26 protein-coding genes are annotated in these 25,502 nt (G+C 62.5%); 11 read left to right on the top strand and 15 right to left on the bottom strand.

Annotated elements, in window-relative coordinates; all coding sequences use genetic code 11:
* Positions 1-88: 88 nt before the first annotated feature.
* The 4 genes from LVD12_RS06100 to zntB are packed head-to-tail and all read left to right on the top strand — an operon-like array spanning position 89 to position 3,078.
* Positions 89-754 carry a hypothetical protein gene (locus LVD12_RS06100; RefSeq protein ID WP_237066489.1) on the top strand — a complete coding sequence of 222 codons (666 nt, stop codon included), beginning with the start codon at positions 89-91 and terminating at the stop codon, positions 752-754.
* A complete protein-coding gene (locus LVD12_RS06095) occupies positions 741-1,163 on the top strand; it encodes a GFA family protein (RefSeq protein WP_237066487.1) in 423 nt (140 codons plus the stop codon). Before LVD12_RS06100 ends, LVD12_RS06095 begins: the two co-directional genes overlap by 14 nt.
* A complete protein-coding gene (locus LVD12_RS06090) occupies positions 1,156-2,028 on the top strand; it encodes a D-hexose-6-phosphate mutarotase (protein ID WP_237066485.1) in 873 nt (290 codons plus the stop codon). The genes LVD12_RS06095 and LVD12_RS06090 overlap by 8 nt, the downstream gene beginning before the upstream one ends.
* A gap of 51 nt (positions 2,029-2,079) precedes the next feature.
* Positions 2,080-3,078, top strand: a complete 999-nt coding sequence (gene zntB / locus LVD12_RS06085) for a zinc transporter ZntB (protein WP_237066483.1) — start codon at positions 2,080-2,082, stop codon at positions 3,076-3,078.
* Positions 3,079-3,132: 54 nt separating this feature from the next.
* Here the strand turns inward: zntB and LVD12_RS06080 are convergent, their stop codons facing one another.
* The 10 genes from LVD12_RS06080 to dksA all read right to left on the bottom strand — a co-directional run bounded on the left by LVD12_RS06080 (position 3,133) and on the right by dksA (position 14,386).
* A complete protein-coding gene (locus LVD12_RS06080; protein WP_237066481.1) occupies positions 3,133-3,927 on the bottom strand; it encodes an acyl-CoA thioesterase in 795 nt (264 codons plus the stop codon).
* 30 nt (positions 3,928-3,957) lie between these two features.
* On the bottom strand, positions 3,958-4,773 hold the full coding sequence (gene panB / locus LVD12_RS06075) for a 3-methyl-2-oxobutanoate hydroxymethyltransferase (RefSeq protein WP_237066479.1): 816 nt from the start codon (positions 4,771-4,773) through the stop codon (positions 3,958-3,960).
* A 5-nt stretch (positions 4,774-4,778) separates the two neighbouring features.
* Positions 4,779-5,465, bottom strand: coding sequence for a deoxynucleoside kinase (locus LVD12_RS06070; protein WP_237066477.1), 687 nt, complete (start codon positions 5,463-5,465; stop codon positions 4,779-4,781).
* Positions 5,466-5,561: 96 nt separating this feature from the next.
* Positions 5,562-6,044 (bottom strand): 2-amino-4-hydroxy-6-hydroxymethyldihydropteridine diphosphokinase, encoded by a 483-nt coding sequence (folK, locus tag LVD12_RS06065; RefSeq protein ID WP_237066475.1) that lies wholly within the window; start codon positions 6,042-6,044, stop codon positions 5,562-5,564.
* Positions 6,045-6,049: 5 nt separating this feature from the next.
* Positions 6,050-7,405, bottom strand: coding sequence for a polynucleotide adenylyltransferase PcnB (pcnB, locus tag LVD12_RS06060; RefSeq protein ID WP_237066473.1), 1,356 nt, complete (start codon positions 7,403-7,405; stop codon positions 6,050-6,052).
* A gap of 799 nt (positions 7,406-8,204) precedes the next feature.
* The gene (locus tag LVD12_RS06055; protein ID WP_237066471.1) at positions 8,205-9,593 is read right to left on the bottom strand and encodes a sigma-54-dependent transcriptional regulator; all 1,389 of its coding nucleotides are present in this window, start codon (positions 9,591-9,593) and stop codon (positions 8,205-8,207) included.
* Positions 9,594-9,738: 145 nt separating this feature from the next.
* Positions 9,739-12,693, bottom strand: coding sequence for an ATP-binding protein (locus LVD12_RS06050; protein ID WP_237066469.1), 2,955 nt, complete (start codon positions 12,691-12,693; stop codon positions 9,739-9,741).
* Complete coding sequence (locus LVD12_RS06045; RefSeq protein WP_237066467.1) at positions 12,683-12,859, bottom strand: hypothetical protein; 177 nt, start codon at positions 12,857-12,859, stop codon at positions 12,683-12,685. Before LVD12_RS06045 ends, LVD12_RS06050 begins: the two co-directional genes overlap by 11 nt.
* A gap of 121 nt (positions 12,860-12,980) precedes the next feature.
* Positions 12,981-13,868 carry a tRNA glutamyl-Q(34) synthetase GluQRS gene (gene gluQRS / locus LVD12_RS06040; protein WP_237066465.1) on the bottom strand — a complete coding sequence of 296 codons (888 nt, stop codon included), beginning with the start codon at positions 13,866-13,868 and terminating at the stop codon, positions 12,981-12,983.
* 80 nt (positions 13,869-13,948) lie between these two features.
* Complete coding sequence (gene dksA, locus LVD12_RS06035) at positions 13,949-14,386, bottom strand: RNA polymerase-binding protein DksA (RefSeq protein ID WP_237066463.1); 438 nt, start codon at positions 14,384-14,386, stop codon at positions 13,949-13,951.
* A gap of 287 nt (positions 14,387-14,673) precedes the next feature.
* Between dksA and sfsA the strand changes: the two genes are divergently transcribed.
* Entirely contained in the window at positions 14,674-15,381 is a 708-nt protein-coding gene (gene sfsA / locus LVD12_RS06030; RefSeq protein ID WP_237066461.1) for a DNA/RNA nuclease SfsA, read from the top strand.
* A 13-nt stretch (positions 15,382-15,394) separates the two neighbouring features.
* On the opposite strand, the gene LVD12_RS06025 is transcribed toward sfsA, so the two are convergent.
* The 4 genes from LVD12_RS06025 to LVD12_RS06010 all read right to left on the bottom strand — a co-directional run bounded on the left by LVD12_RS06025 (position 15,395) and on the right by LVD12_RS06010 (position 18,235).
* Positions 15,395-15,739, bottom strand: coding sequence for a Rieske (2Fe-2S) protein (locus tag LVD12_RS06025; RefSeq protein WP_237066458.1), 345 nt, complete (start codon positions 15,737-15,739; stop codon positions 15,395-15,397).
* Between the two features lie 54 nt (positions 15,740-15,793).
* Positions 15,794-16,819 (bottom strand): S1C family serine protease, encoded by a 1,026-nt coding sequence (locus LVD12_RS06020; protein WP_237066845.1) that lies wholly within the window; start codon positions 16,817-16,819, stop codon positions 15,794-15,796.
* 154 nt (positions 16,820-16,973) lie between these two features.
* The gene (gene htpX, locus LVD12_RS06015) at positions 16,974-17,858 is read right to left on the bottom strand and encodes a protease HtpX (RefSeq protein ID WP_237066456.1); all 885 of its coding nucleotides are present in this window, start codon (positions 17,856-17,858) and stop codon (positions 16,974-16,976) included.
* A gap of 92 nt (positions 17,859-17,950) precedes the next feature.
* Positions 17,951-18,235, bottom strand: a complete 285-nt coding sequence (locus LVD12_RS06010) for a TfoX/Sxy family protein (RefSeq protein WP_237066454.1) — start codon at positions 18,233-18,235, stop codon at positions 17,951-17,953.
* A gap of 272 nt (positions 18,236-18,507) precedes the next feature.
* On the opposite strand from LVD12_RS06010, the gene LVD12_RS06005 reads away from it, so the two are divergent.
* The 3 genes from LVD12_RS06005 (at position 18,508) to LVD12_RS05995 (ending at position 20,680) form a co-directional block, all read left to right on the top strand.
* The gene (locus LVD12_RS06005; RefSeq protein WP_237066452.1) at positions 18,508-19,221 is read left to right on the top strand and encodes a M15 family metallopeptidase; all 714 of its coding nucleotides are present in this window, start codon (positions 18,508-18,510) and stop codon (positions 19,219-19,221) included.
* Positions 19,197-20,060: a serine O-acetyltransferase gene (cysE, locus tag LVD12_RS06000; protein ID WP_439651327.1), complete on the top strand. Its 864-nt coding sequence runs from the start codon at positions 19,197-19,199 to the stop codon at positions 20,058-20,060. The genes LVD12_RS06005 and cysE overlap by 25 nt, the downstream gene beginning before the upstream one ends.
* A gap of 89 nt (positions 20,061-20,149) precedes the next feature.
* Positions 20,150-20,680, top strand: a complete 531-nt coding sequence (locus LVD12_RS05995; RefSeq protein WP_237066450.1) for a hypothetical protein — start codon at positions 20,150-20,152, stop codon at positions 20,678-20,680.
* A gap of 92 nt (positions 20,681-20,772) precedes the next feature.
* Here the strand turns inward: LVD12_RS05995 and ppa are convergent, their stop codons facing one another.
* Entirely contained in the window at positions 20,773-21,309 is a 537-nt protein-coding gene (gene ppa / locus LVD12_RS05990; RefSeq protein WP_237066448.1) for an inorganic diphosphatase, read from the bottom strand.
* Positions 21,310-21,523: 214 nt separating this feature from the next.
* Here ppa and LVD12_RS05985 point away from each other — a divergent pair, with 214 nt between their 5' ends.
* From LVD12_RS05985 to LVD12_RS05975, 3 genes are read left to right on the top strand one after another with little or no spacing between them, the layout of a single operon-like run.
* Positions 21,524-22,897 (top strand): glutamine synthetase family protein, encoded by a 1,374-nt coding sequence (locus LVD12_RS05985; protein WP_237066447.1) that lies wholly within the window; start codon positions 21,524-21,526, stop codon positions 22,895-22,897.
* Positions 22,898-22,918: 21 nt separating this feature from the next.
* The gene (locus LVD12_RS05980; RefSeq protein ID WP_237066444.1) at positions 22,919-24,307 is read left to right on the top strand and encodes an aldehyde dehydrogenase family protein; all 1,389 of its coding nucleotides are present in this window, start codon (positions 22,919-22,921) and stop codon (positions 24,305-24,307) included.
* Positions 24,308-24,324: 17 nt separating this feature from the next.
* Positions 24,325-25,500 carry an iron-containing alcohol dehydrogenase gene (locus tag LVD12_RS05975; RefSeq protein ID WP_237066442.1) on the top strand — a complete coding sequence of 392 codons (1,176 nt, stop codon included), beginning with the start codon at positions 24,325-24,327 and terminating at the stop codon, positions 25,498-25,500.
* Positions 25,501-25,502: the final 2 nt, after the last annotated feature.

The following is a 25,502-nucleotide window of genomic DNA, read 5'->3' as shown; positions in this document are numbered from 1 at the left end:
AAAAGCCCCGGCTGTGACCTCCTGTTCACTTCAGTTATCATCGTGCTCAATCCAATAAGAAACTGATCCTGACGACAGGGAGGCCTCCTTGGGCAGCAGTTACTGGCTGGCGGAAGTCCTGCTGGCGCTCGCAGCGCTACTGGTTGCGAATCAATACTGGTATCTGGCCCGGGAGCGCTCCCAGTCACCTGCGTTGCTGGTCGTTGCCGGTTGCCTCTGCCTCGCACTGGCGGCATTTGTCGGTGCCTACCGTTACGGCGTCGATCCGCAGGTGACAGAACTGCACCGGGCGCTGTCGCGCCTGTCCGGCTTGCTCACTTTTCCCAGTATCGGGATATCGCTGTTGTGGACCTATTTCGCCCCGGGTTTTGGCCGGCAGAGCCGTGCTCCTGCGTACGTGGCGCTGGTGCTGCTGGTTGGCTCGGCACTGGGCGCGATGGAGTCGGGTTTGATGCCGGCCGCAGCGGTCACCTCCCTCTGGTCCAGCATCGGCCTTGCCGGCTGGCTGGCGGTGGCATTACTGGCGCGTTTACGCGGACACCGTCTCGGCCGGGGGGAGGCGCTGTTACTGGCCCTGGGCCCGGTACTGGTGATCATCGCCTCCACGGTGGTTGGCACCGGGCCTTCCAAACTACTGGGACTGGCACGCATGAACTGGTTCCATCTGCTGTTGGCGCTGGCTGTCATGACCTTGCTCTGGGGGCGGCCCCTGTTCGGTCTGGCTGATGGGAAAGCGCGTGATGAATCGAACTGAATGGCCTCTCCGGGGCGGCTGCCACTGCGGAGCCGTGCGCTTCCTCGCAACCATTGAAACTGACGCGGGCGCAGCGCCTGTGGCCTATGAGTGCAACTGTTCTATTTGCCGGATGCTCGGCTTTCAGCATCTGATCGTTGCGCAGGAGAACTTCGACCTGCTTCAGGGAGAAGATGACCTGAGCAGTTATACGTTTAATACCGGTGTGGCCAGACATTCCTTCTGTCGCCACTGTGGTGTGAAGTCTTTCTACGTGCCCCGTTCAAACCCGGATGGTTACAGTATCAACTTGCGCTGCCTCGATAAGGTGCCGGCAGGGATCCGTATCGAGCCATTCGATGGCCAGCAGTGGGAGGCCAATGCGGCATCACTGGCCCATTTAAGTAAGGTGGAGAAAAGGAATGACTGAAAGCGTGTATGCGGATGCGATCCAGCACATCGACAGTGGTGCCCTGTATGGCAAGCCCGGTCTTTCACTGATCGTCGTCGAGACATCGCTCTGCCGCGCTGTCATTGCAGAGCAGGGCGCGCAGCTGCTGGAATTCCAGGGGCATGGTGGGCAAGCGATGCTCTGGCTGAGCCCTCTGGCGGACTTCCAGCCCGGGAAAGCCGTTCGAGGCGGGATTCCATTGTGCCTGCCATGGTTTGGGATTCACCCGGACGGGAACAGGCCCAAGCACGGTCTGGTGCGCAGCCGGCCGTGGCAGCTTGAACATGCCGGGGTATTGCCGGGTGGTGAGGTGAAGCTTGTATTTACTTATCGGCACAGCGCCGACGCTCTGTTCGCGTCTGATTTCGAGTGCCGCTACACCATGATCCTTGGCAAGGATTTGCGGCTTGAGCTGGAGCTGCACCACCTTGGAGCGGCTGCCGCCGACTATGGCTGGGCATGGCATACCTATTTCACCGTCGACGATGTGAGGGCTATCGAAGTGTCGGGGCTCGAGGGTGGGGAGTATCTGGACAATACCCGCGGTCTGGCCCGGGCCAGACTGGATGGCCGGCAGACTTTTCCCGCCGAGGTGGATCGGGTATTCGAAAATGCGCCCTCCCGTCAGCTTATAGAAACAGCCGACCCGATCGAAACGAGCAGTGAAAACTGCGATACGGTCATTACCTGGAACCCGGGGCAGGCGCTGGCCGCCACCCTGGCCGATGTGGGCGATCACTACCGGGAATTTGTCTGTGTCGAACACGGCAACGCCTTTGCCAATCGTTGGCATCTGTCGCCCGGTGAGCGTCGCACGGCCAGATTGCAGCTGAGCAGATCTTGATTCTGTTTGGGTCGCAAACCACTGATTGCACCAGTGACGAGGGGAACGGGGATGCAGGATAACCATCAGGCACAGACACCGGCGGAATCCGGTTTGATTCATGCCTATCTCCTCGACGGTCAAGGCGGCGGGCGCTATATGGACTGGTCCGGGGTCGAACAATGGGAGCCCTCCCAGGGCGCCTTGTGGCTGCATTTCGACTACAGCCAGGCACCGGTCAGACACTGGCTGGAGCAGCAGGGCGATCTGGATCCGCTGGTGGCGGAGGCGTTGCTGACAGAGGAGACCCGCCCGCGCACGCTGCCGCTCGGCGAGGGGTTGTTGATTGCCCTGCGCGGGGTCAACCTGAATCCGCAGTCGCAACCGGAGGATATGGTGTCCATCCGCCTGTGGGTGGATGAACATCGCATCATCAGTACCCGCAAGCGCCGCCTGCTGTCAGTGGGCGACCTGCTGCAGTCGCTGGAGGCAGGGCGGGGCCCCCACGGGACCGACGACTTGCTTGTGTCCCTGACCGATCTCCTGGTCTGGCGTATGAGCGATACCGTGGAAGGGTTCGAGAATACGATCGACGAACTGGAAGACCGGCTACTAGGCACGGATACGCGGGGCCTGCGCACAGAGCTGGCGCAACTGCGCAAACAGACCATCACCCTGCGCCGCTACCTGGCTCCGCAGCGGGAGGCTCTGTCGCGGCTGCTGGTGGAGAAGGTGGACTGGTTTGATGAGGGCTGTCGTATCCGCCTGCGCGAAGTCAGTGATCGCCTGCAGCGGCATATCGAGGATATCGATGCGGTGCGGGAGCGGGCGGCCGTTACCCAGGAAGAGCTACTGAGCCGCAACTCGGAACAGCTCAACAGCCGCATGTACGTGCTCTCGGTGGTGGCCGCGATCTTCCTGCCGCTGGGTTTTCTGACCGGGCTGCTGGGGATCAACGTGGGCGGTATCCCGGGGTCTGACAACCCCAATGCCTTTTTGCTGTTCACTGGCATCCTGGTGGTTGCCGTGGTGCTGCAGATTCTGGTGTTCCGCTGGCGCAAGTGGCTGTAGTCCGCCAGTCCGCCCAGCGACCACCGGTCAGGGGAAGTGCGGTTGTCAGCCCCATCAACCAAATACCGTCACCGTTTGTCGGGTAAACGCACAGAGCCGGCCTTCGCTATCCCAGAGCCTGGCTCCGATTACCCCGTAGCCGTCAGCCGCCTGTTCCACTTCCGCCAGGTATTGCCACCATTCCGTGGCTGGCTTTTCCGGCAGTGGCTCCATGAACTCGATGGTCCAGGTCAGCGAACTGGCAGGTGCGGGTCGGGACAGCATTGGCAGCACTGCCGGTGGCCAGGCGTCGATCAGCGCCAGCAGGTGACCAATGTCTGCCGGACTGTCGCCGCTCTCTTCATGTCGAAAGCGGACCCAGCCCCCCAGTTCACGCATCTGGCTGCCGGAAAAAGGCATGGCGCCGCGGGCGATGCGATAGTCGAAATGACCGGTAAATTCAGGCACCAGGCCGGGGATATCCGGCAGGGCGGGGCACTGACCCGGTGGCGGGAACTGTGGCGCCGGCGCCAGTTCGGCGTGTGCCGAAGATTCCCGGCTGCAACCAAAGCTGGCCAGCGCTGCCAGCACGGGCTGACCAGCCTGCAGTGCTTTTCCCTCTACCTGGGTCACCGACTTGCCCGCCCGCAGCACGGCGGTGCTGATCTCGAGGTCTCCCGGCTCCGCCGGTGCGATGAAAGAAAAGGTGATGGTGCGCAGGCTGGCCTCGCCGGTGACCCGCGCAGACATGGGTTCATGCAGCATGGCAGCGATCAGGCCGCCGAAGGTGGCACGGCCCTGGGCCCAGCCCTCGGGGATGTGGACCCGGCCGTCTACACGCCAGCCTGGGAAGAGTCGGTCGAATTCCATTTCGTACCTCGTATTCGACAGGTCTCGGGCTCAGGAAAACGTATGGCTGTCTTCGGGGAAGAGGCCATTTTTCACATCGGCGGCGTACTTGTGCAGCGCGCCGGGAATATCACCGGCCTCGACAAGAAAGTTTTTCGAGAACTTCGGCGGCTTCTCGGTGAGGCCGAGGATATCGTTGATCACCAGCACCTGTGCGTCGGTGTCGCGGCCCGCACCGATGCCGATGGTCGGCATGGAAACACTGTCGGTAATTCGCTTGGCCAGTGGTGCCGGGACACATTCGAGTACCAGCAGGTCGGCGCCGGCCTCATCAAGCTCCGCGGCATCGCTGAGAATCTGGCCCGCACTGTCCTCATCGCGACCCTGGACGCGGAAGCCGCCCAGTTTGTGTACCGACTGCGGTGTCAGCCCCAGGTGGGCACAGACGGGGATACCGCGGTCGGTAAGAATCTTTACGGTCTCCGCCAACCAGGCGCCGCCCTCGATCTTCACCATATGGGCGCCGGCCTGCATGATGCGGGTCGCGTTGGTGAGCGCCTGCTCCGGCGTAGCGTAGGTCATGAAAGGCATATCGCCCATGATCAGGGATTTTTTGTTACCCCGTGCCACCGCCTCTACGTGGTAGATCATCTGTTCCATGGTGACCGGGATGGTGCTGTCATAGCCAAGCACCGTCATACCCAGGGAATCGCCGACCAGAACTGCTTCCACACCGGTGCGCTGCGCCATCGCCGCCATAGGGGCGTCGTAGAGGGCGACGGTGATGAACTTCTCACCGTCCGTTTTCATCTTGCGCAGGGTCTGTACGGTGACGGGTTTGCTGAGTTCGCTCGGTTTATACGGCATGGCGATCAGATTCCGGGGTTGTAGTAGTGGCGGCCGCTGGTGATGGTGAGCATGTATTCCACCAGTTGCCGGTAATCTTCGGGGCGGTCGACGATGTCGATATCCTCGCTGTTGACGATCAGAAGCGGCGCCTCGTCATAGTAGTGAAAGAAGTTGGTATAGGCCTCGTTCAGCAGGGCGAGATAGTCATTGCTGATCGACTTTTCGGCGGCAATACCGCGGTTGCGTATTCGTTCCTGAAGCACATTGAGTGGCGCCTGCAAATAGATCACCAGATCGGGCTTCGGCGCGCGTAGCGTCAGGTGGTGATATACCTGACGGTACAGGGCGAGCTCATCGGCATCGAGGGTGACCTCGGCAAAAAGCTGGTCTTTCTCGATCAGAAAGTCGGAAACGCGCACGGGCTTGAACAGGTCGTCCTGCCGTAACGCCTGAATCTGCTGGGAGCGCTGCAGCAGGAAATGCAGCTGTGTGGGCAGCGCGGAACTCTTGCCATCGCGGTAGAAGCGCTCGAGGAAGGGGTTTTCCTCCGGCAATTCCAGCAGCGTGTCGTAATTGAAGGTGGCGGCGAGTTTCTTCGCCAGTGTGGTCTTGCCCACGCCGATGTTGCCCTCGACGGCGATAAACCGGGGCAGCTCGTGCTCTGCGAGATTCAGTTCCTGTAGCAGCGTATCGCTGTGCTCTGGTGACACTGGCGGTTACTCCTTGCTCTTATTGTTACCGCTCGCCCCGTCCGTTTGTCGGCGGAGGCGTTAAGGTTTCCATTGTCCACGCCTGCTGCCGGTGAGTCATCCCAGTTTTTGCAGGCGGTTCCGTGGGCAGTGTTTCAGCAGTTCCTGCAGGGATTCACCGGTAGGCAGTGTGAGCGCCGGGGCCAGCTCGGCCAGGGGCACCAGTACGAAATTGCGCTCACCGATACGCGGGTGCGGTACCTGAAGGCGTTCAGAGTCGGTGACCTCTCGCCCAAACAGTAGGATGTCCAGGTCGAGGGTGCGGGCGCCCCAGCGCACCGAGCGCTCTCGGCCGTGCGCCGCTTCGATGGTCTGTAGCGCATCGAGCAGCGCCTCCGGCTCCAGGGTTGTCTCCAGCTCTGCGACCGCATTGATATAGTCGGGTTGGTCGCCGGGGCCGACCGGTGCACTCAGATAGAAGCTGGAGCTGCGCAGGACCCGCGTATGCGGCAATTCGCCCATTGCCCCGATGGCAGTGCGCAGCTGTTGCTCGGGGGTGTCGAGGTTGCTGCCGAGGCCGATGAAGACGCCGTCAGTCACGATGCTTACTCCGGGCTCTGCCGTGGGCGCCGGCGTCTGCCGCCGCGGGAACCGCGACCGCGCCGGCCCCCGCCGCCACTGCGCTGCACCTTGCGCACCAATTCCGCACGGCCCTGCTCGTCTGCTGCCTGGAAGTCCGTCCACCACTGGCCCAGGCCGGGCTCGATCTCACCGCACTGCTCTCGCAGCAGCAGGAAGTCATAGGCGGCGCGGAAGCGGGGATGTTCGCTGAGGCGTTGGGCCCGATTGCCATTGCGCTGTGGCAGGCGCAGCTGCATGTCCCAGATTTCCCGCATGGGGATGGAGAAACGCTTGGGGATGGCTGTGTGGGTCAGTTGGGCACTGACGACCTTTTGTGCCGACTGGGCCAGGGCCGGTACCGGTGGCGTGCCGTGATCCTGCAGGTGCTGCTGTTCGGCACGTACCGCCGGCCAAAGCAGGGCGCCATAGAGGAAAGCGGGCGTGACGCGTTTATCTTCCCGAATCCGCTGGTCCGTATTGCGCAGTGCAAGGCGGGTCAGCTCCAGTGCTGTGGGGTCCTGCAGGGCGGCGGAATTGCCGGGGAACAGGTGCTCCCACAGGTGATACTCGCGCAGCAGTTCAAAGGTGCGCTCTCCGTGGCCGGCCATCAGCAGTTTCAGGACTTCGTCGAACAGTCGTGCCGGGGCAATGTTACGCAGTAGCGGCGCAAGTTCCTTGAGGGGCGCAGCGGTGTGCTTCTCGATCTCGAAATCCAGCTTGGCGGCGAAGCGGACTGCCCGCAGCATCCGCACCGGGTCTTCCTTGTAGCGTGTGGCCGGGTCGCCGATCATGCGGATCAGGCGCTGCCGGATGTCCGGTACCCCGCCGGTATAGTCGTGGACCTCGAAGCCCTTGGTGGTGTAGTAGAGCGCATTGACCGTGAAGTCCCGGCGCGCAGCGTCACTGGCTAGGTCGCCATAGACATTGTCGCGCAGCAGCATGCCGTGCTCCGACTGCTGGGCTTCGTGCTCCTCGCCCTCGCTGTGGTGGCCGCGGAATGTGGTGACTTCAATGATCTCCCGCCCGATCCTGGCATGGAGGATGCGAAAGCGGCGACCGACGATACGTGCACCACGGAAGAGCTCTTTGGCCTCTTCGGGGGTGGCGTTGGTCGCCACATCAAAATCTTTCGGGTGCCCGCCCAGCATCAGGTCGCGAACACCGCCACCGACGATATAGGCCTCGAAGCCGGCATCCTGCAGCCGCTTCATCACGGTGAGCGCGGCACGGCTGATTTCTTTGCGGGAAATATTGTGGTCACCGCGCGGCACGATCTGGGGGCCATGCGGTTCAGATGGCTTGCGCCAGCGTTTGATGGTACTGATCAGGGAGTTGAGCATACGGCTGTCTGTCTTGACTGCTGCCAGCGCGATGTGGCGTGGGGATCCCAATGAGGGCGGATTCTACCACAGCTTCGGCGGGAGTCAGGTTTTGACAGTTTGTGGTGCCTGGCAATGCCAGCAGGAAAGAAGGAAGGGAGGGAATTATTCTTATTTGGATGAAGGCAGCGGCTTCCTTGCGCTCTCAATTTGCTTCTAGCAAACACCCTCTCCCAGGTACAAATCAGTCAGTTTGTAACGCGCTTGTTATTCTTGTTGTCTTCTTGCTCTTATTGTTATTTTTTATTGTTATTCTTCTTCTCGGCTTGGTCTCTGTTTGCTTTTATTTTCGACCGTGCCGTCATTTTTATTCTTATTGTGGTGCGCCCGCTTATTGTTGAATGTTATTAGGGCTTAAGTTGCCATTTATTTTTATTCTTGGCTGTTTTTCTTGTTTGCACTAGAGATAAAGCACTTAGCGTGCCAACTTTTAAAAAGCCTTTAAAATCAATAAGTTAGAATTTTAAAGAATTGTAAGGCGCCAAATAGCAAGTTGCGTACGTTACGGATAGCGCGCTAGTTGTTACTCGGTATGAGACCCGGGTAACACTTTGGGTTCCCCCTCTGTCGAGGTAACAGTGTTGTTTCTTGCAAGGTATGACAGGTGGGGCGGTTACGTTCGCAGCCTGCATGGGATGAGGGGCTGAAAACCCTGGTGGGGCTCAAGCCCGGTTCTGGTGGCGTGGGGAGCAAGCACCGGCAGGGGCTGCCGGCGCCATGACTGGGCTGCGAGGTGCGGTGCCGGAAGTGCGCGGAGGCCTCAGGCCTCCTCAGTGGAGCGACTCTTCTTCTTGCGCGGTATGCCCAGTTTCTGGCGGCGTTCCCACAGGCATTTGCGGCTGACCCCGAGCTTCTTGGCCAGCTCGGTCTCGCTCATGGTGTCCTGGTGCTCCAGTACGAAGCGGGCGAAGTAGTCCTCCAGGGAGAGATCCTCGCGCGGATCCGTGTGCAGGCTGCGCGGGCGGCGCTCCGGGTCTGCTTCGTCGACCGGTACCAGGTCCAGGTCAATATCCAGGGTGCGGTGGTCAATCTCGTTGCTGTCGTCGTCGGTGAGGATGACGGCACGCTGGATGGCGTTTTCCAGTTCACGCACGTTGCCGGGCCAGGTGTAGGTGGTCACCGCCTGGATAGCCTCCGGCGACAGCTTGAGAGTCGGGCGCTCGACCCGGGCGCAGAACTTCTGCAGCAGGTGCTCTGCAATCGCCAGGACATCCTTGCCGCGCTCACGGAGCGGGGGCAATGTCATCTGCACCACATTGATGCGGTAATACAGGTCTTCACGGAACTTGTGTTCACTGGCCAGCTGGCGCAGGTTGCGGTGGGTCGCTGCCACCAGGCGCACATCCACCTTGCGGGACTCCACTGCACCAATCGGGCGCACTTCCCCCTCCTGCAGCACCCGCAGGAGGCGGGCCTGGGCTTCCAGTGGTAATTCGCCGATTTCGTCAAGAAACAGGGTGCCACCGTCGGCGGCGGCCACCAGGCCTTCCCGGGCAGTCTGGGCACCGGTAAAGGCACCTTTCTCGTGGCCGAACAGCTCTGCCTCGATCAGCGTCTCCGGAATGGCGGCACAGTTGACCGAGATCAGCGGCTTGCCGGCGCGCCGGCTCTGCTCGTGAATGGCCCTGGCGACCAGCTCCTTACCGGTGCCGGTTTCACCGTGTACCAGCACCGTGGCATCGGTGGGCGCCACTTTGTTGATGCGGGCGTACAGATCACGCATGACAGGGCTGTCACCGATCATACCGGCAATAGCGCGCCCGTTGTCGCGAGCTGCTGGCGCCTGGGCGCGGCTCTGTTCGGCCTTGCCGATCACGCGCCGCACGGTGGCGATCATCTCGTCGTGATCGAAAGGCTTGGCGATGTAGTCCGCCGCGCCCATGCGCATGGAGTCCACAGCGGAGCGCAGGCTGGCATAACTGGTCATGATCAGAACCGGCACATCCCCTGCGAGTTTCAGCAGGTCGGTGCCCGGCGCGCCGGGCAGGCGCAGGTCGGAGATGATCAGGTCCATATCATTGAGGCGATACTTGTTGGTCGCCTCGCGCACAGAGCCGGCCTCACTCACACGGTAGCGGTGCCGCTCAAGCAGCTTGCGCAACGCCGTGCGGATAATGGCTTCATCTTCAACGATCAGGATGTGGCTCATGTGTTACGCCTGGTTACAAAATGCTCAATGAACGCCTAGTTTTACCTGCTACGCGTTTCGATGCAACCCATATGGCGGTGATGAACGCCTGGTCCGGGTCACCTGACGGCCCTCAACCTCGCATGGTGTCTCGTAGACCCGCGGGTCACACTGGCAGTTGCACGATAAAGCGGGCGCCGCGACCGGTGGCCGGATTCGCTGGGCTGACCAGCTCCAGCTGGCCGCCATGTTCCTCCACGATGCTGTAGACCATGGCCAGCCCCAGCCCGGTGCCCTCGCCGGGTTCCTTGGTGGTAAAGAATGGCTCCAGGATCCGCTCCCGGTGCTGCGGCGAGATGCCGGGGCCGTCGTCAGTGACCGCAACACAGGCGCAGCCGGCCCGCACGTAGCCATCGATCTGGATGTTGCCGCCATCCGGGCTGGCGTCTCGGGCGTTGCTGAGCAGGTTGATAAAGACCTGGATCAGGCGCTGGTTGTCCCCGGGGGCAATCAGGTCTTCGGGTACTGCGTTGGTGAATGTCACCTGGGTCTTGTCCCGCTGCAGGGAGAGCAGCTGTACCGCTTCTTCGACGCAGGAGTAAAGGTCCACCGGTGCCCGCTCACTCTCCTGGCTGCCAGAGTGGGAGAAGTTCACCAGCGAGTGCACGATACGGCTGATGCGCTGGGTCTGGCTGAGGATCTGGTCAGCGGTATCGTGCACCTCTGACGATTCGGACTCGAAGTGGAGGTTCTGCGCCAGGCAGGCGATGCCGGTCACCGGGTTGCCCACTTCGTGGGCCACACCGGCTGCGAGGCGGCCCACCGAGGCGAGGCGCTCACTGTGGATGAGCTCCTGCTCGAGGATTTGTGTCTCGGTAATGTCTTCGATCAACAGCATCTGGGCGTCGCCGCGCTCGTTGCGGGCCTTGCTGCCGCGGGTGCTCTTCATGCGGGTCTTGTGCAGGTTGAGCCAGTGGCTGTTGCCGCCGATGCTCACCTGACGCTTGAACAGGCTGTCTTCCGTTGATCCGGCAAATTCCGTCAGCAGCCCGCGCCAGGGCTCTGCGAGATAGTCCAGCTTGGAGCCGATGACCTCGCTGGCGGCGATGCCGGTGACATCCTGCATGGCGTAATTCCACAGCAGGATCTCGCCATCACGGCCGAGGGAACAGGCAGCCATGGGCAGTTCCTCCAGCATCTGTCGGTGGTACAGGCGCAGATTGTTCAATTCGGCGGCCAAACCGGTCAGCTGGTTCTTGTAGCGGCTGAGGCGCGATTCGATCAGGTGGATATCCTTGTGCGCTGGCTGGCCGCTGTCCTTGAACGGGAAATGGCGGTCGATGATCTGGCCCGCCAGCACCCGCCCCAGCAGTCCGGACAGGTTGGCTTCCAGTTTGTCGCGCAGCTGGCGCAGGGCCAGCGGGCGCCGTTCGTCCGCGGGCAGGTTCAGCTGGCGCAGGGCGCGGTTTACCTCCTGGCTGGCGGTGGTTGCGCCGAGGCTCTCGGACAGGCGCAGGCGGAAGTCCGCTGCCGAGGTTACATCCAGTTGCAGGCGCAGGGCCTGGCTCAGGCTGTCGTCACTGCACAGGTCGGCGGCGTACTGCTCCAGGCTGCTGGTTTCGGTGGTCAGCGAGATGCCGATGAACAGGAGCACGTTGATGGCCAGCGATACCGTGGTGACCTGGGTCCAGATGGTCATGCCGAGCGGGATATTGATGTCCGTGCCGGGCAGGGTGAAGCCGCTGGCGCCGAGGACGGAAGGCAGCAGCAGGCCGACGGCCCACACCAGCATCCCCGCCACCAGGCCGGTGATGAAACCGCGCCGGTTGCCCGGTGGCCAGTGGATCACCGCGAAGATGCCAGGCAGGAACTGCAGGGAGGCAATAAACGCCAGCAGGGCCAGGTCGGAGAGTGACAGGCGGTTGTTGAGCAGCAGGTAGAAGGCGAATCCAGCCAGGAATAGCGCCGCCACCAGGGCGCGGCGCAGCCACACCAGCTGCCGGTACATGTTGTCTTCCGAGTGCCAGCGGGTACCCGGCAGCAGCCAGTGGTTCATCACCATGGTGGACAGTGCCAGTGTCATCATGACCAGCGCGCCGGTGGCGGCCGAGAGGCCGCCAATGAAGGCGAGGGTGGTCAGTAGCGCCGAGCCACTGGCGCGGGGGACGGCCAAGGCAAAGTACTGCACCGGCTCTGCCACATCCAGCGCAAAGCCGGCCCACATGATGGGGAATATCGGCAGTGCCATCAGCAGCAGGAACAGCGGGAAGCCCCAGCTCGCCACCCGCAGGTTCCGGGAGGCGGGCTGCTCGGCGATGCTCAGGTAAAAAATATGCGGCATCGCCACGGCTGTGGCGATAAACACCAGCAGCAGGGTGTGGGACGATCCCTGCTGGATGGGGGCATAAAGCAGCTGCTGCATGTCGGCATTTTCCCGCAGCCACTGGTCGAGCCCGCCAAGGCCACCGAACACCCCGTATATCGCATAGCCGCCGACACCCAGCAGCGCCGCCAGTTTGACCACGGATTCCAGCGCCATGGCGCTGGCCAGCCCGGCGCGACGTTTGCGGGTGGCTCCGTACATGCTGGTAAAGACCGCCAGCAGTACACAGTAAAAGAAGGCGATCAGGTTCTTGCTGTTGATACCGGCCTCGGGCAGACCCAGCGCGGCGACGCTGTCACGGGACAGCAGCGCCAGGGTCTCCGCCACCGCCTGGATCTGCAGTGCAATCAGCGGTAGCAGGCCGAGCAGCATGAACAGGGTGGCCAGGGTGCCCGCCTGGCGGCTGTGATAGCGGAATACCAGCAGGTCCGCCGGAGAGGTCAGCTGGTAGCGCTGCGCCAGTCGTGCCAGGGGTTCCAGTGCAACGGGTGCGAACAGGAACATGGCGCCGGTGCCCAGGTAATAGGCGAGAACCCCGTAGCCGTATTGCCAGGCGAGGTCGACGATGCCATAGAAAGTCCAGGCGGACAGGGACACGCCGAGGGAGAGCACAAAGACCAGCGGGTGCCGCACCCAGCGCGACGGCAACCAGCCCTTGGACGTGGCGAAAGCAACAAAGAACAGCGCGGCGATATAGGCGACGCCGATGAGGGCAATGTGGACGATGTCAAAGCTCATCGTTCTTCCGCCGCATCTGCACCAGGATCGCCAGCAGGATCAGGGCGAACCAGAGAATAAAAGGCCGGTACCAGGCGCCATCGGGATTGATCATCCAGGTGAAGACGGTGGGGGAGAACACATAGCCCACCAGTAACAGCAGAATCAGTAGGGTGCGGTTGCTCATAGGGTCGCTCGGGGCCCGGTCGGGTTCCACGGTGCACCAGCGCGATAGTGAAACAGTTCCAGGTGAAGGTCGCGCCAGTCAACAGTTGTTGCGGCGCCGGGATGGTAACGGCAGCGCCTGATCACTGCAATTGCCGGTTCCGGCGATCTACCTGCCGGCGCTGCCAGCGGGAGGCAGCCCAGTGCAGGATGGCGGCAGGGGACTCCCCCCCGAGTTCCGGTGGAACGTGGAAACCGAGGAAGCCCAGCGCTGCGCAAAGGTTCTCCGCCGGGCACTGGTCGTCGATGGCCGCGGCGTGATTCTGCTTGCTGAGTTTCTGGCCGGCCGGCCCCATCACCAGGGGCAGGTGGCCAAACATGGGCGGCTCAGCACCCAGCAGCCGAAACAGGCGCTGCTGCGCACCGGTGGTTTCCAGCAGGTCAGCGCCTCGCACGACGTGTGTCACCCCCTGGTCGATATCGTCTACCACCACCGCCAGCTGGTAGGCAAAAAGACCGTCGCGGCGCTTGAGGATGGTGTCTTCGAGGACCTGCTGTTGCTGGTGTCCCTGCCAGATATCGTCGAACGTTTCTTCGCCACCGGCACAGTGCAGGCGCAGGGCGCTCGGCAGGTCGGCCTGCAGTTCTTCTCTGGGGGTGTGGCGGCAGCTGTCATTGGCATGGCCGCCCTGTTTGCGGATCTGTGCCCGCGAACACTGGCACGGGTACAGAAGGCCGCGCTCGGCGAGCTCGTCGAGGATCCGGTCGTAAAGTCCATGGCGGCGGCTCTGCCACTCCAGTGGTCCGTGCCAGTGAAGGCCATGGGCTTCGAGGGATTGGAGAATGCGACCCGCGGCACCGGGTTCTTCCCGCGGCGGATCCAGGTCTTCCATTCGCACCAGCCAGTGGCCGCCATGGGAAACAGCGTCCAGGTAGCTGCCGAGGGCGCACACCAGAGAACCGAAATGCAGTGGCCCGGTGGGGGAGGGCGCGAAGCGGCCGATATAGCGATTGGTGTACTTTGAGGTCATGGGCGATGCGGAGAGTCGCACCGGGGAGTCGCGCCGGGCGATGCTGGTATCGCCCGATGCTGGTGACTCCCTGCCTGGGGTTAGCCAGAGATCTGCTTTTCTTTGATTTCCGCCAGGGTCTTGCAGTCGACACACAGGGTGGCGGTGGGGCGGGCTTCCAGTCGACGGATGCCGATTTCGACGCCGCAGGCCTCGCAGTAACCGTAATCGTCGTTGTCGATCAGCTCGAGAGTCGCATCGATTTTCTTGATCAGCTTGCGCTCGCGATCGCGGGTGCGCAGCTCGAGGCTGAACTCTTCTTCCTGGCTGGCCCGGTCTGCCGGGTCGGGGAAGTTGGCTGCCTCATCTTTCATGTGGGAAACGGTGCGGTCCACTTCCGCCATCAGCTCGGCCTTCCAGGCCAACAGCAAGTTGCGGAAATGCTCCTGCTGCTTCTCATTCATGTACTCTTCGCCCTTCTTCTCTTTATAGGGCTCCAAGCCGTGCAGAGATTCGGTGCTCGCAGCAGTTTTGGGCATAGTCGTTGCCTCTCTTTACTAATCGGGCCCCCGGATATGGGGCCGCTACCACCAAAATCAATGTATGTGATTCAAAGCATGTGAATCAGCACACTAGCCTAGACCGGTTTCAACCGGAGTGCGCAAGTTCTGACCATTTTTGGCCTGAAGCGCAGAAGGCTATTCCCTCCCTCGGCGCCAAACCCCCTGGTCACCGAGAGCGTGGAAGCTACCAAATCTCCGCGGTTCGCGCCACAAAATGTTGTCTGGTATGTTTTGGCGCTTAAATTATCCACTAAGGCCGATCTGTGAAGTTTAATCCTCCGCTGCAACAGGGGACCCTGTTGCGCCGCTACAAGCGTTTTCTCGCCGATATCGAGACCGTCTCCGGTGAATTATTGACCATTCACTGCCCGAATACCGGTTCCATGAAAAATTGCTGGGCGGAATCCACGCCCTGCTGGTACTCGGACTCCGCAAACCCGAAAAGAAAATACCGCCACACCCTGGAGGTGACGACGACGCCGGAAGCTGCCCTCGCCGGCGTCAATACCGGGCGCGCCAACGCGCTGGTGGAGGAGGCGATTGCCGAAGGTGTTGTCCGTGAACTTCAGGGCTACGAGTCGTTGCGCCGGGAGGTCCGCTACGGAGAGGAAAGCAGCCGCATCGACCTGCTGCTGAGCGGGGAACAGGGTGACTGCTACGTGGAGGTCAAGAACGTAACCCTCGCCGAGGGGGTGCGCGGCCTGTTCCCGGATGCGGTTAGTGCGCGGGGCGCCAAGCACCTGCGGGAACTGCAGAAACTGGCGGAGGTCGGGGTGCGGGCAGTGCTGTTCTACTGTGTCCAGCACTCCGCCATCGAGACCGTCGAAGCGGCGCGGGAGATTGATCCCGGCTACGCCGCGGCCCTGGATGAGGCAGTTGCCGCGGGTGTCGAGGTGGTCGCCTACCGGGCAGCCATCAGTGCCGGTGAAATCCGCCTGGAGAAGGCGCTGCCGTTTATCGGCGGCACCTGAGTCGCGCGGAGCCTTACTCGGCGAGCAGGACGTACAGACCCTCGGGGCTGTGCTCGATGGGCACTGGTGTCAGTGCATCGCCGGCACAGGGGCCGGCAATGCACTCGCCGGACTCGATCAGGAACAGCGCGCCATGGGAGGCGCACTGGATCAGTTCGCCGTCCGGATCCAGGAACTGGTTCTCCTGCCAGTCGAGGTTAATACCCCGGTGCGGGCAGGTGTTCCGGTAGGCATAGACTTCGCCGTCCTTCATCACCGCGAACACATTGTCCGTGCCGGCGGCGGTATCGCCCAGTGAAAAGCCCCTGGACTGGCCCTCTGTCATCTCGTCATAGCGGCAAAGGAAATATCTCTTCATAACTGCGTCTGCTCGGGAATCGGTGTCTGTCAGCGCCGGCCTGGCGGCGCGCATTTATTCCGGAGCGGCGAGTGTAATGGATGTCTCCAGCATTTGCCCGTCACGCAGGAAGCTGAGGTCGACCCGGTCCCCGGCGCGGTGGTTTTCCAGCGCATTCATCAGGTCGTCGTAATTGCGCACCGGCTGGCGCCCGATACCCACGATCACGTCACCCAGCTGCCAGCCACCGTTGGGGGAACGGTAGATACCGCGCAGCCCGGCCTGCTCTGCGGGCATGCCCGGTGCCGTGCGCAGCACCGCCACGCCCTCGAAACCGTAGCGGCTGGCCCACTGGTCCGGAGCCGATTCGATCCCCAGCACCGGTCGCACCAGGCGCCCGTGGGCGATCAGTTCGGGAACGATCTTTTTCACCGTGTCCACCGGGATGGCGAAGCCGATACCGACACTCGCGCCGCTGGGGCTGTAGATGGCGGTATTGACCCCGATCAGCCGGCCGCGGCTGTCCAGCAGCGGCCCGCCGGAGTTACCCGGATTGATGGCCGCATCGGTCTGGATGACATTGCGGATGGTGCGATTATTGGCCGCCTGAATCTCCCGGCCGACTGCGCTCACAACCCCGGTAGTCAGTGTGGTGTCCAGGCCGAAGGGATTGCCGATGGCCAGTACTTTGCGGCCCACTGCCAGGTTGCGGGAGCTGCCCGCCACCAGCGGTTTCAATAGCTCCCGCGGCGCCTCGATGCGCAGTACCGCCAGGTCTTTTTCCGGTGCCGTACCCACCAGTACTGCCGGCCATTCGCTGCGGTCCTGCAGGGTGATGGTGACTTTGCGGGCTCCCTCGATGACATGGAAGTTGGTGACCACATGGCCCAGGTCGTCCCAGATAAAGCCGCTGCCGGCGCCGCGGGGCACGCTCTGCAGGCGCAGGCTCCAGCGATCCCGCACCAGAGTCTCATTGGTGACGTAGACCACCGACGGACTGGCGAAGTTGAACACCTCCATGGTGTTGCGTTCGTCGTCGGTGGAAAACTCCGGCAGCAGCGCCGCCTGGGCCGCAGCAAATCCGGGCACAAGCAGGGCCATGAAGAGCAAGGGCAGGGAGAGGAGGAGTGATAGTTTCTTCATGTTCGGACAGGTCAGCTTCGTTAACTGAGCGAGTGCAAAGCACCCGGTGCCAGCCTGTGTGGCCAGCGCCAGTGCGAGGGGAATCGCACTGGCGCCAGGATTGGGGCCGGAATCAGCCGCGGGGATTCTGCAGGGCGAGGATGCGATCCTCCAGCGGCGGATGGCTGGCGAGCAGTGCGCCCATGTTGCCATAGATGCCAAAGGCCTTCATGTTGCTCGGCAACGGTTCCTCGCGACCTACCTCGGACTCTGCCTTGATCCGTGCCAGGGCGGCGGCCATGCCGTCGCGGCTCGCCAGGTGCGCACCGGCGGCGTCAGCGCGGTATTCGCGGCGGCGACTGAACCAGGCCACCACCATCATCGCCAGCACGCCGAAGATCATGTCCATGATGATGGAAGTGATGAAGTAGCCGATGCCGAGTCCCTGCTCATTCTTCAGCAGTACCCGGTCGACAAAGAATCCGACCAGGCGCGCGAAGAACATGACGAAAGTATTCAGCACGCCCTGAATCAGCGCCAGGGTGACCATGTCGCCGTTCGCCACGTGGCCGATCTCGTGGCCGATGACCGCCCGGGCCTCCTCGCGGGGGAAGCGTTCCAGCAGGCCGGCACTGACGGCGACCAGGGCACTGTTGCGGTTCCAGCCGGTGGCGAAGGCATTGGCCTGGGGCATGGGGAAGATGCCCACGTCCGGCATGCCGATACCCGCCTTGTCGGCCAGGTCGCGCACGGTATCCACCAGCCATTTCTCGTCTGCGTTTTGCGGCTGAGTGATCACCTGGGTACGGGTGCTCATGCGGGCGATGGTCTTGGACAGGAACAGCGAGATGAGCGCACCACCAAAGCCGAAAATGGCGCACATCAGCAGCAGCGCGGACATGTTCAGGTCGACGCCGTTGGCGGCCAGAATGCCCGGTACGCCCAGCAGGTTGAAGACGATTCCAACCAGGACCAGTACGGCCAGGTTGGTCAACAGAAACAGACCAATGCGCAACATCGGCACTCTCCATGCAGTGTTCTATCAGAGAAAGTCTAGATAGGGCCGCCCGGCGCGGTTTCAAGATGGCGCGCACGGATTTTCTGTACCGGTCAGCGTCGCCCCATGGCGGACAGGTGCTGGTCCGCCTCGTCTGCCAGGCGGGCTTTCAGGTCCGGGTCCAGCTCGTTCCAGTGTACGTCCATCAGGGCCCCCTGAAGGGCGTACAGAAGGACTCTTGAGGCATTGATTCCACGGCTGCGGATGCTGATGAACGCCTCGACCGGGCCAATGCGGCGCAGGTCGTCGCGGGAGCGGATGCCCACGGAATGGAGGATATTGACTGAGGCGAGGCCGAGATTCTTGAGTTGCAGCAGTTCTGACTGACTTGGGTGCATGCGTGATATCCCTATCCTGTTTCCAGCTGGCAACCGGTGGCCCGGTTCTGCCCGGCAACTTCCTGTGTCCGGCGGGCCAACATAGCACACTTGTAGGAAAGGCTGAAACTGCATCGGTTCCGCAATTAAAAACCATTCTCAAATCGATTTGCGCTCCCGGAAAAGGCAGGTTTGCGCGGCGCCCGCACGCTCGATTTGTTACAGTAATTGCCGTTGAACCGTGTAATGAAGCATAGAGATTACCGAGTCCCTGGCAAGTCCGGAGCCCGCTGATGTTGACCGCACCCATAGAACGTATGCTGTTTGGCCTCAGCGATGATCACGTAATCGTGGAGCCGCACTCCGGTCAGCTGATGCATCCGGAGGCCCTGGTGGCCTTTCAGCGTCTCAGTGCCGACGCACGCGATGCGGGTTTCGATCCGCAGGTGGTATCCGGCTTCCGCAATTTTGACCGCCAGCGCACCATCTGGAATCGCAAGGCCCGCGGTGAACGACCGCTGCTGGACAGCAGCGGGGAACCGCTCGATACCGGGGCGCTCTCTGACCGCGAGATTGTCTATGCCATTCTCCGCTGGTCGGCCCTCCCCGGTGGCTCCCGCCATCACTGGGGAACGGATTTCGATGTCGTTGATCGCGCAGCCATGTCGGATAATTACCAGCCGCAGCTGACCCCGCAGGAGGTCTGCGATGAGGGCATCTTCGGACCCTTTCACTGCTGGCTGGACAAGCGCATTGCCGCCGGCGAGAGTTACGGGCTGTTTCGGCCCTATGCGGAAGATCGCGGTGGCATCGCACCGGAACGCTGGCACCTGAGTTATGCGCCGGCAGCCAGGGAATTGCAGGATTTTCTGACGGCGGCGCGGCTCCGGGATCTGGTGCACAAAAGTGACCTGGCACTCGGGGAAACCGTCTGCGAGGACATGGACGCGATCTTCGAACGCTTTGTCCGGGTGCCTGAGCGATGCTATCCACAAGAGAACACTTAGAGCGAGGAACGCTTATCAACGGCGATATCGAGCAACGGGATATCTGGAATGCCATGCGGAACGAGGCCAGCGAGGCGGCCGCGGGCGAGCCGGTGCTGGCGAGTTATTTCCACAATACGATCCTGCGGCACAAATCCCTCAACGATGCCCTGGCCTACCAGCTGGCTTCGGTGCTGGATCACAACGCCCTGACTGCCACTGCGTTGCAGGAGGTGATCGCTGCAGCACTGGCGGAGGACCCGGCGATCGGGCTCTGCATGCGCGCGGATATCTGTGCCTGGTACGACCGCGACCCGGCCTGCGACCAGTACATCACACCGTTCCTCTACTTCAAGGGCTTCCATGCGCTGCAGTCGCACCGTATCGCCCACTGGCTCTGGCGGCAGGGCCGGCACACACTGGCGCTCTATTTCCAGAGCCGCGTGTCGGAGCAGTTTGCGGTGGATATTCACCCGGCCGCGCGCTTTGGTTGCGGTATCATGATCGACCACGCCACCGGCCTGGTTGTCGGTGAGACCTGTGTGGTGGATGATGATGTCTCGATCCTGCACTCGGTTACCCTGGGGGGTAGCGGTAGTGGCGGCGGCGACCGACACCCGAAGATCGGCCGTGGCGTGATGATCGGGGCCGGGGCCAAGATTCTCGGTCCGGTGCGGGTCGGCACCGGCGTGAAGGTGGCCGCGGGCAGTCTGGTGCTGTCGGATGTACCGGAGCACAGCACGGTCGCGGGTGTGCCGGCCCGGCAGGTTGGCGGCCTCACCGCCGCCGCACCGGCTTACACCATGGACCAGACGCTGGATGCCCCCGAACGCGAAGGCGAAGGTGATGAGCGCGGGTGAGCGCCAGTTCGATCCAGCGTGAAAAGCAGCCGCAAGCAACAGAACAACCGAATAAAAAAGCTGCCCCCGGGGTAAGGAGAGGAGAGCCCATGTCGGAGCTTCGTTATAGTGTGATCTTTCGCGGTGACCTGGAGCCGGGATTCACCGTCGCCGATGTGCAGGCCAATATGGCCCGCCTGTTCAAGGCCGGGCCGGATACCATCGAAAAGCTCTTCAGCGGCCGTCCGCTGGCGATCAAGAAGAACCTGGCAGAGGCCCAGGCCCTTCAATTGCAGGCAACGCTGGCGAAAATTGGTGCCCAGGCGACAGTGCGCGCGGAGGGCGAACAGCCTGCCCGGCCCTCAATTCCCCGGCAGGACGTCTCTCAGGCAGCGGCACCGGCGCCGCAGTCAGAGCCCGCAGCGGTCGATCAGGAGCCATCGGTTCCGGCTCCTGCCTGGTCCTTGGCGCCCATGGAGGGCAACCTGGTGAAGGACCACGAGCGGCAGAAAAAAGAAGCCGTGGCAGTAGAAGTGAACCACCTCAGTCTGAAGCCTGCCGAGGGCAACCTGGTGGAAGACGCCGAGCGTGATCGTGCCCCCGCAGCGGCAGTCACGGTCCCGGACTGGCAGCTGGACTGACTGCGGTCCCGGCGTATTGACGACGAAACCGGCACCTATAAAAAAACCGGCCACTGGCCGGTTTTTTTATGAGTTGGCTGAGGGTTATTAGATCAGCCTTCCTCTTTCAGGTAGCGCTCGCGGGAAGCCATGACTTCCTTGCGTGCCGCCTCGGCATCCGCCCAGCCGTCTACCTTCACCCACTTGCCTGCTTCCAGAGCCTTGTAGTTCTCGAAGTAGTGCTCGATCTGCTTGATCAGCAGCTCCGGCAGGTCGCCGATTTCCTGCACGTGGTCATACAGCTTGGTCAGCTTGGTGTGCGGCACGGCCAGCAGCTTGGCGTCGACGCCGGATTCGTCAGTCATGTTCAGCACGCCGATCACGCGGGAGCGGATCACGGAACCGACCATCACCGGGTAGGGGGCTACAACCAGTACGTCCAGGGGGTCACCGTCTTCGGACAGGGTCTGCGGCACGTAGCCGTAGTTGGCCGGGTAGAACATGGGGGTGGCGACGAAACGGTCTACAAATACCGCGTCGGAGTCCTTGTCTACCTCGTACTTGATCGGGTCGTGGTTGGCCGGAATCTCGATGATGACGTTGATGTCGTTCGGCAGGTCCTTACCTGCGGGGATCTTGTCGAAGCTCATTGCTGGTCCTGACTGGATGTGATCGAAAATTTGGGAGCGCGGATTATAAACCCTGTGCCCGGCCCCGGAAAGTCGCATTCCCGGTGCCATTTCGCCGGAGAAACGGGGGTTTTGGCGGCTCGTTGTTGGCTTTTGGTGCCCATGCGCGCATGGCAGCGGGGAGGCGCGTCTATCCTGTATCGGGTCGATAACAACAAAAGAGGCTGCGACGGCCATGCTCGATCCGCGATCCATCCACACCGCCAGCGACGCCCGTGCCATCGTCGAGGAACGCAAACTCACACATGTGAAAGTGGGGCTGTTCGACAACGACGGCGTCATGCGCGGCAAATACATGAGCCGTGACAAGTTCTTCTCCGCCCTGGAACACGGCTTCTCCTTCTGCGATGTGGTGCTGGGCTGGGATGTGAAAGACCAGCTCTACGACAACGCCCAGTACACCGGCTGGCATACCGGCTACCCGGACGCACCAGTGCGCATCCTGCCGGAGACCTGCCGCGAGGTTCCGTTCGAGGACGGCATGCTGCTGTTCCTGGCCGAGTTCGACCTGCACGCGGAGGCGGTCTGCCCGCGGGCGACGCTGCGGCGGGTGATCGAGCGCTGCCAGGCCGCCGGCTTCGAACCCTACGGTGCGCTGGAATACGAATTCTTCCTGTTCGATGAAACCCCGGACACCGCCCGCGAGAAGGGCTTCCGCGACCTGAAGCCGTTCACGCCTGACTGGTTCGGCTACTCCATGATCCGCAACTCCGTGCACGCGGAACTGTATCGGCAGATCCTCAGCCTGGGGGAGCGCATGGACTTCCCCATCGAGGGGCTGCACACGGAGACCGGGCCCGGCGTCCTCGAGGCGGCGATCAGTGTCGATGGCGCGGCGGCGGCAGCGGACAAGGCGGCCCTGTTCAAGACGTTCATCAAGGTGTTGGCGCAGCGCAATGGCCTGATGGCCACCTTTATGGCCAAGTGGTCCGGCGATTACCCGGGCCAGAGCGGGCATATTCACCTGTCCCTGCGCGACCGGGACAGCGGCCATTCGGCCTTTTTCGATCCGGAGCACCCGCAGAATATGAGCGCGGTGCAGCGTCACTTTGTTGCCGGTCAGCAGCGGCTCATGCCGGAGTTTCTCGCCATGATGGCGCCCACGGTCAACAGCTACCGTCGCTTGATCCCTGGATTCTGGGCACCAACCGACGCCACCTGGGGTATCGAAAACCGCACGGCGGCGCTGCGGGTCATCCCCGGCAGTGACAAGTCCCAGCGGGTGGAATATCGCCTCGGTGCGGCCGATGCCAATCCCTACTTGGCGCTGGCGGCAGCTCTCGGCTCCGGTCTCTACGGTGTACTGCAGCAATGGGAGCCGGCGGATCCGGTAGAGGGCAATGCCTATGCGCTGGAACAGCCGCCCGAAGCGGCGCTGCCGCGAACGCTGTGGGAGTCGGCCCAGAAGCTGCGGGCTTCGGATGCGGCGCGAGAACTTTTTGGTGGTGCCTTCGTCGATCACTTTGCTGCGAGCCGCGAATGGGAGGAGCGGGAGTATCGCCGTCATGTGAGCGACTGGGAGCTGGATCGCTACTTCGAGATTATCTGACCGGCGTCGGGGCGCCAGCCTATGAGCACATTGCAATGCCTGTCGCCGGTGGATGGCTCCCTGTACGTGGAGCGCCCGCTGGCCAGCGAGTCGGAAATACGAGCCGTTCTGGATGCTGCCGCCCGTGCGCAGCCATTCTGGCGAAACACGCCGGTGGCGGACCGGATCGCGCTGGTGCGCAAGGCCGTGGAGATATTCACCGAGCGCAAGGAGCAGCTGGGTCCTGAACTCACCTGGATGATGGGGCGGCCAATCCGCTTTGCCAGCGGTGAGATCCTCGGCTTTGCCGAGCGTGCCAATACCATGGCGGACATCGCCGAAGCGGCCCTGGCCGATATCCGCCTGCCGGAAAAAGAGGGGTTCGAGCGCTTTATCCGCCGTGAACCGCTGGGTATTTCCTTCGTCATTGCCCCGTGGAATTACCCCTACCTGACGGCGGTCAATGCCGTGGTGCCCTCGCTTCTGGCCGGCAATGTGGTGCTGCTCAAGCACTCGGCGCAGACACCGCTGTGCGCCGAGCGGATGGTGGAAGTATTTGCTGAAGCGGGGCTGCCCACCGGGGTTCTCCAGTACCTGCACCTGAGTCACGGTAATACCGAGCGTCTGATCAGTGCGCCGGAAGTGGACCATGTGGCTTTCACCGGCTCGGTGCCCGGTGGCGCCATGGTGGAACGGGTGGCTGCCGGGCGGTTTATTCATGTGGGGCTGGAGCTGGGCGGCAAGGATCCGGCCTACATCCGCGAGGATGCGGAGCTGGGAGCGTCCGTTGCCAGTGCGGTGGATGGAGCCTTTTTCAATTCCGGGCAGTCCTGCTGTGGTATCGAACGCCTGTACGTGCACGAGCGTTTGTTCGATGCGGTGGTCGAGCGGGCGGCGGCGCTGATCGGCGAGTACCGGCTGGGTCGCCCGGACGACCCGGACACGACGCTGGGCCCGCTGGTGCGCACGGCCGCCGCGGATTTTGTGCGCGGGCAGGTAGACGAGGCGCTGTCCGCCGGTGCCCGCGCCCATATCGATCCCGTCACTTTCCCCGCCGACCGGCCCGGCACCCCCTACCTGGCGCCACAGCTGCTGACAGAAGTGAACCACGAGATGCGGGTCATGCGGGAAGAGTCTTTTGGCCCGGTACTGGGGGTGCAGCCGGTACGGGATGACGATGAGGCGATTGCTCTGATGAACGACAGCGACTTCGGCCTGACTGCTGCCATCTACAGCACAGATCTTGAGGCCGCAAAAGCGATCGGCGATCGCCTGCAAACCGGCACGGTGTTCCTGAACCGCTGCGACTATCTCGACCCGGCCCTCGCGTGGACCGGGGTCAAAAAGTCCGGTCGCGGTTGCACGCTCTCTTCGGTGGGGTACGAACACCTGACCCGCCCAAAATCCTTTCACCTGAAAAAGCGGCCCTGAGCCGTCCGGTCAAGCCTATGGATACGCAGCGCTTTCACAACAACTGGAATTATCCCACCGCGATTCGCGTCGGCCCGGGGCGCATTGGGGAGTTGGCGCAGGTCTGCGGGGAACTCGGTATCCACGCCCCGCTGGTGGTTACCGATCCGGGGCTGGCGGGCTTGCCGATGGTGGAAAAGGTGCTGACACTCTGCGAGGCCAATGGCCTGAAAGCGGGGCTGTTCAGCAGCATCAAGGGCAACCCCAACGGCAAGAACGTCGCGGCCGGGGTGGAGGCACTGCGCTCTGGCTGGCACGACGGTGTCATTGCCATGGGTGGCGGTTCGGCACTGGATGCCGGCAAGGCGATGGCGCTGATGGTCGGTCAGCGCCGACCGATCTGGGATTTCGAAGATGTGGGGGACAATTTTACCCGCGTGGATGAGTCCGGCATGGTACCCGTGATAGCGGTGCCGACGACCGCCGGTACCGGTTCGGAAGTGGGGCGCTCGTCCGTCATTACTGACGAGGACGCGCAGCTCAAGCGCATCATTTTCCACCCGAAAATGCTGCCCGCTACCGTGATCCTGGATCCGGAGTTGACGGTGGGTCTGCCCCCGGCCCTCACCGCTGCCACCGGCATGGATGCGCTTTCCCACAATCTCGAGGCCTTCTGTGCGCCCGCCTTTCATCCCATGGCCGAGGGCATCGCGCTGGAGGGTATCCGCCTGGTCAAGGAATACCTGCCGCGTGCAGTGGCCGATGGCGCTGATCTCGAGGCGCGCCAGCAGATGCTGGTGGCATCGAGCATGGGCGCCACGGCTTTCCAGCGCGGCCTCGGTGCCATGCACGCGCTGGCCCATCCGATCGGCGCCCTCTACGACACCCACCACGGCACCATCAATGCGGTCCTGATGCCGTACGTGCTGCAGGCCAACCGCGAAGTCATTGCCGAGCCGATGGTGCGGCTGGCCCGCTATCTGGATCTGCCCGGGAGCGGGCTGGATGCTGTTCTGGACTGGGTGCTGGCGCTGCGGGACACCATCGGTATTCCGCACACCCTCGAGGAGATCGGTATCGACGATGCCCAGGCTGAGCGGGTGGGAGAGATGGCGGCGGTAGATCCCTCCGCCGGCAGTAACCCGATTTCGTTTGATGCCGCCGCCTATCGGGAACTCTTTTCCCGCGCCTGTAGTGGTGCACTGAACCTGTAAGA

This window comes from Microbulbifer guangxiensis, from assembly GCF_021729075.1.
Lineage (GTDB): Bacteria > Pseudomonadota > Gammaproteobacteria > Pseudomonadales > Cellvibrionaceae > Microbulbifer > Microbulbifer guangxiensis.
The sequence above is the reverse complement of the archived record's forward strand: the minus strand, read 5'-3'. Positions and strand labels throughout refer to the sequence as shown.

Coding starts and splice junctions, on each gene's coding strand:
- LVD12_RS06095 (WP_237066487.1), top strand. CDS start 741: ATGAATCGAACTGAATGGCCTCTCCGGGGCGGCTGCCACTGCGGAGCC.
- LVD12_RS06090 (WP_237066485.1), top strand. CDS start 1,156: ATGACTGAAAGCGTGTATGCGGATGCGATCCAGCACATCGACAGTGGT.
- zntB (WP_237066483.1), top strand. CDS start 2,080: ATGCAGGATAACCATCAGGCACAGACACCGGCGGAATCCGGTTTGATT.
- LVD12_RS06080 (WP_237066481.1), bottom strand. CDS start 3,927: ATGGAATTCGACCGACTCTTCCCAGGCTGGCGTGTAGACGGCCGGGTC.
- panB (WP_237066479.1), bottom strand. CDS start 4,773: ATGCCGTATAAACCGAGCGAACTCAGCAAACCCGTCACCGTACAGACC.
- pcnB (WP_237066473.1), bottom strand. CDS start 7,405: ATGCTCAACTCCCTGATCAGTACCATCAAACGCTGGCGCAAGCCATCT.
- LVD12_RS06055 (WP_237066471.1), bottom strand. CDS start 9,593: ATGAGCCACATCCTGATCGTTGAAGATGAAGCCATTATCCGCACGGCG.
- LVD12_RS06050 (WP_237066469.1), bottom strand. CDS start 12,693: ATGAGCTTTGACATCGTCCACATTGCCCTCATCGGCGTCGCCTATATC.
- LVD12_RS06045 (WP_237066467.1), bottom strand. CDS start 12,859: ATGAGCAACCGCACCCTACTGATTCTGCTGTTACTGGTGGGCTATGTG.
- gluQRS (WP_237066465.1), bottom strand. CDS start 13,868: ATGACCTCAAAGTACACCAATCGCTATATCGGCCGCTTCGCGCCCTCC.
- dksA (WP_237066463.1), bottom strand. CDS start 14,386: ATGCCCAAAACTGCTGCGAGCACCGAATCTCTGCACGGCTTGGAGCCC.
- LVD12_RS06025 (WP_237066458.1), bottom strand. CDS start 15,739: ATGAAGAGATATTTCCTTTGCCGCTATGACGAGATGACAGAGGGCCAG.
- LVD12_RS06020 (WP_237066845.1), bottom strand. CDS start 16,819: ATGGCCCTGCTTGTGCCCGGATTTGCTGCGGCCCAGGCGGCGCTGCTG.
- htpX (WP_237066456.1), bottom strand. CDS start 17,858: ATGTTGCGCATTGGTCTGTTTCTGTTGACCAACCTGGCCGTACTGGTC.
- LVD12_RS06010 (WP_237066454.1), bottom strand. CDS start 18,235: ATGCACCCAAGTCAGTCAGAACTGCTGCAACTCAAGAATCTCGGCCTC.
- LVD12_RS06005 (WP_237066452.1), top strand. CDS start 18,508: ATGTTGACCGCACCCATAGAACGTATGCTGTTTGGCCTCAGCGATGAT.
- cysE (WP_439651327.1), top strand. CDS start 19,197: ATGCTATCCACAAGAGAACACTTAGAGCGAGGAACGCTTATCAACGGC.
- LVD12_RS05995 (WP_237066450.1), top strand. CDS start 20,150: ATGTCGGAGCTTCGTTATAGTGTGATCTTTCGCGGTGACCTGGAGCCG.
- ppa (WP_237066448.1), bottom strand. CDS start 21,309: ATGAGCTTCGACAAGATCCCCGCAGGTAAGGACCTGCCGAACGACATC.
- LVD12_RS05985 (WP_237066447.1), top strand. CDS start 21,524: ATGCTCGATCCGCGATCCATCCACACCGCCAGCGACGCCCGTGCCATC.
- LVD12_RS05980 (WP_237066444.1), top strand. CDS start 22,919: ATGAGCACATTGCAATGCCTGTCGCCGGTGGATGGCTCCCTGTACGTG.
- LVD12_RS05975 (WP_237066442.1), top strand. CDS start 24,325: ATGGATACGCAGCGCTTTCACAACAACTGGAATTATCCCACCGCGATT.